The following is a 3,274-nucleotide window of genomic DNA, read 5'->3' as shown; positions in this document are numbered from 1 at the left end:
TCCCGGGCATCGTGCTGGCGCTGATCGTGCGGCTGTTCGTCGCCGAGCCGCGCCGCGGCCTGTCCGACGTGCAGCGCGTCGCGGAGGAGGAGGCCGAACCGCTGCCGAGCATGTGGCGCGGCTTCCTGGCGATGCTGCACAATCCGGCGGCGGTGTATCTGGTGGCGGGCATGACGCTGACGTCGCTGGTCGGCTATGCGCTGACCGGCTGGGGCCCGAGCTACATGCAGCGGTCGATGGGCATGTCGATGCTGACGGTCGCCAATTACATCGCGCTGCCCGCCGCGCTGGTCGGCGGGGCGAGCGCGCTGCTGGGCGGGGCGATCGCCGACCGGATGGCGAAACGCTACGGCCTGCACGCGCAGGCATGGGTGATCGCGGCGATGAAGGCGATCGCCTTTCCGTTCGCCGTATCCTTCTATTTCTTCGATTCGGTGCCGGTCGCGCTGGGCGCCTATTTCGTGTCGCTGCTGTTCGCGGGCGTCTATCTGGGGCCGACCTATGCGCTGATCCAGCATCTGGCGCCGCTGCGGCTGCGCGCGATGTGGGCGGCGCTGACGCTGCTGATGGTCAATCTGATCGGGCTGGGACTGGGGCCGCTGGCGGTCGGGCGGCTGAGCGACCTGATGCGGCCGGCGCTGGGCGACCAGTCGCTGCGCTACGCGATGCTGGCGGTGGCGATGATGACGCCGGTGCCGATCTTCCTGTACTGGCGCGCCGGCGTATTGATGCGCCGCGCCGCGCGCTGATCAAATCGTCCCGTTTTGGAACAATCGCTTGCCCGATGCCGCGCGCTCCGTATGAGAGCGGCATGATAACGCCTTCTGGGGGGAAGGGCAGGGGATGGACGATCAACACGGGCCGGTCGGCTATTGGGCGCCGCCGGCGGGCCTGACGGGGTATATCACCGGTTTCCATCGCTTTCGCGTGCCCGACGTACCGGGCGGCTATCGCGACATCCTGCTGCCCAGCCCGGCCACGATCCGCATCGCGCTGCACGATGGCGCACGCTGGTCCACCCGCATCGGCAATCGCGTGTTCGACAATGTGCCGGACCGCACCTTCATGGGGCCGACCAGCCAGGCGGGACAGGTGGCGGTGGAGGGCAGCGGCACGCTGATCGGCGTGGGCCTGCGTCCGATCGGCTGGGCGCAATTGTTCGGCGGCGACCTGTCGCGCCATGCCAACCGGGTCGTGCCGCTGGCGACGCTGGACGGCGGGGGCGAGGCGCTGCGCGATGCGCTGGCGGCGGCGGAGGCGGCGGGCGACAGCCCGGTCGCAGCGTTCGCGGCATGGCTGGAGACGCGGTTGCAGCGCCGCCCGCCCGCCGACCCGCGAATCCCGGTGCTGACGCGGTTGCTGGACGATCCCGCGACCAGCCGGATCGAGGCGGTGGCCGAGACGCTGGAGATGACGCCGCGCGCGCTGACCACGCTGACGCGCGCGACGTTCGGGTTCACGCCCAAAGTGCTGCTGCGCCGCAACCGTTTCCTGCGCGCGTTGTCGGCGATTCTGATCGACCCGGCATCGGGCGCGAGCGCGCTGGAGGCGGCGGGTTACTGGGACCGGTCGCACTTCTTGCGCGACAGCCACCTGTTCCTGGGCTGCTCGATCCGCGATTTCGTGCGGCAGCGCGGGCCGATGAACCAGCTGGCGATCCAGCGGCGCGTGGAGGCGCTAGGCGAGCCGGTGTGAGGGGGCGGGACGGGTAAGCCTTGCGGTGCGGGGCGATGGATGACGGATCACGTCCGGCATGACGGGGAGGGCGCGGGCATGTCGCCCTATCCGTTGCCCGTCGCTCACGCCTCCAGCGCGCGGTCGTCGAACATGCCGAACATCAGCGTAGAGGCGTAGAGCGCGATCGCGCGGTCGCGTGGCATCGGCCAGGCCCATTTGCGCATGTCGAACGCGGCGTTGAGCAGCGCCATCATCGCCTGGCTGGCGACCAGGCAGTCGAGCGGGCGGATCGTCCCTTCGGCGATGCCGTCCATCATTGTGCCGGCGATGCGGCGCGCGATGCGGTTCGAGCGGTCGACCATCGACTGGCGCTCCCCCGCGGGCAGCCCGCTGAGCGCGGTGGTGCGCAGCAGCGATGCCTGATCGGAGAATTGCACCGCCAGCAGCGCGGCGACGGTATCGCACAGCCGCTGCCAATGGGTGCCGCCCATTCGATCGGCCAGCGCCTGCGTCGCGGTGATCGTGTCGAAGCTGCGGCGGTAGCAGGCGACGACCAGATCGTCCTTGGCATCCAGATGGTGGTAGAAGCTGCCCTTGGTGACGTTCAGTTCCGACGCGATCCGCTGCACCGACGCGCCGCGATAGCCCAGTTCGTTGATGAGCCGCGTGGCGGCGAGCAGGAACGCCTCGCGCCCCGGCACGACGTCGTCGACCGGCACCTCCATCGGGCGCGGCGCCCACAGCGCGCCCGGCCCCGCGACGCCGCGGCGGAAGAAGTCGATCAGCCAGGCTTCGATCCGCGCATATTGATCGGCATCGTAACGCGGCAGCCAGACCGGCAACCAGAAGATGTTCTCCAGCAGGACGTGCGCGCGCGCGCCCGCCAGATCGGTGCGTGCGCGGCCCAGACCGTCCCCCCACAAGGCGCGGGTGCGGCGAAACACCTCCCGCCAGGTGGTCATCAGGCGGCCGCGCGCCGGCTCGTCCATGGCGCGCAGGTCGGACAGGACCGCGAACGGGCGTTCCTCACCGCGCTCGATCCGCGCCAGCCGCGCCATGTTGATCGCCACGAAGCGTCCGACGCGCTCCTCCGGCGTGGTCGCCTCCGCCGCTTCGTCCAGCATCGCCAGCAGATAGTCGAGCGTATGTTCGAAGGCGGCGGCGGCCAGATCCTCCTTGCGCTTGAAATAATAGGTGACGCTGGTGGTGTTGAGCCCGACGCGGCGCGCGACATCGGCGAAGGTCATGCCCTTCGCGCTCTGTTCGTTGATCGCCTCCGCGGCGGCGGCCAGGATCGCCTCGCGCTTTTCCCGGAAGCGGCGCGTGCTGGTGTTTTCGCTGATGTGGACGTCCCCCATCCGAGTCACGTTAGCATGCGCGTTTCGAAGGTACAGTCCCTTTTCCTGCGCATCGCATCGCCACGGTGACGCGGGGGTATCGCGATCAAACAGGCGCTTTACCGAAGATGCGGTATGGCCTAAGCCCGCATCCGAAACCGAATTGGAGAGATGCGATGGATTTCACGCTGAGCGAACGGGAAACCTATTTCCGCGACCGGGTCCGCGAGTTCATCGCCAAGGAAATCGCCCCCCGCCAG

General features: G+C 69.1%; 3 protein-coding genes. 2 read left to right on the top strand and 1 reads right to left on the bottom strand.

All coding sequences use genetic code 11. From position 1 onward, the window contains the following. Nucleotides 1–749 (top strand): MFS transporter (locus AX685_RS16515; RefSeq protein ID WP_156445878.1); only part of this gene is annotated, 749 nt, incomplete at its 5' end. 94 nt (nt 750–843) lie between these two features. Beyond that, entirely contained in the window at nt 844–1,695 is an 852-nt protein-coding gene (locus tag AX685_RS16510; protein WP_066490618.1) for an AraC family transcriptional regulator, read from the top strand. A gap of 104 nt (nt 1,696–1,799) precedes the next feature. Here the strand turns inward: AX685_RS16510 and AX685_RS16505 are convergent, their stop codons facing one another. Further along, nucleotides 1,800–3,035, bottom strand: a complete 1,236-nt coding sequence (locus tag AX685_RS16505; RefSeq protein WP_066490615.1) for a TetR/AcrR family transcriptional regulator — start codon at nt 3,033–3,035, stop codon at nt 1,800–1,802. Nucleotides 3,036–3,274: the final 239 nt, after the last annotated feature.

Source organism: Sphingomonas sp. CCH9-F2 (assembly GCF_001556735.1).
In the GTDB taxonomy this organism is placed as follows: domain Bacteria; phylum Pseudomonadota; class Alphaproteobacteria; order Sphingomonadales; family Sphingomonadaceae; genus Sphingomonas; species Sphingomonas ginsenosidimutans.
Note: the sequence above shows the minus strand (reverse complement) of the source record. Positions and strands in the feature narration are given on the sequence as shown.

Excerpts from the sequence above, each read along its gene's own strand:
- AX685_RS16505 (WP_066490615.1), bottom strand. The coding sequence starts at position 3,035 with ATGGGGGACGTCCACATCAGCGAAAACACCAGCACGCGCCGCTTCCGG.
- AX685_RS16510 (WP_066490618.1), top strand. The coding sequence starts at position 844 with ATGGACGATCAACACGGGCCGGTCGGCTATTGGGCGCCGCCGGCGGGC.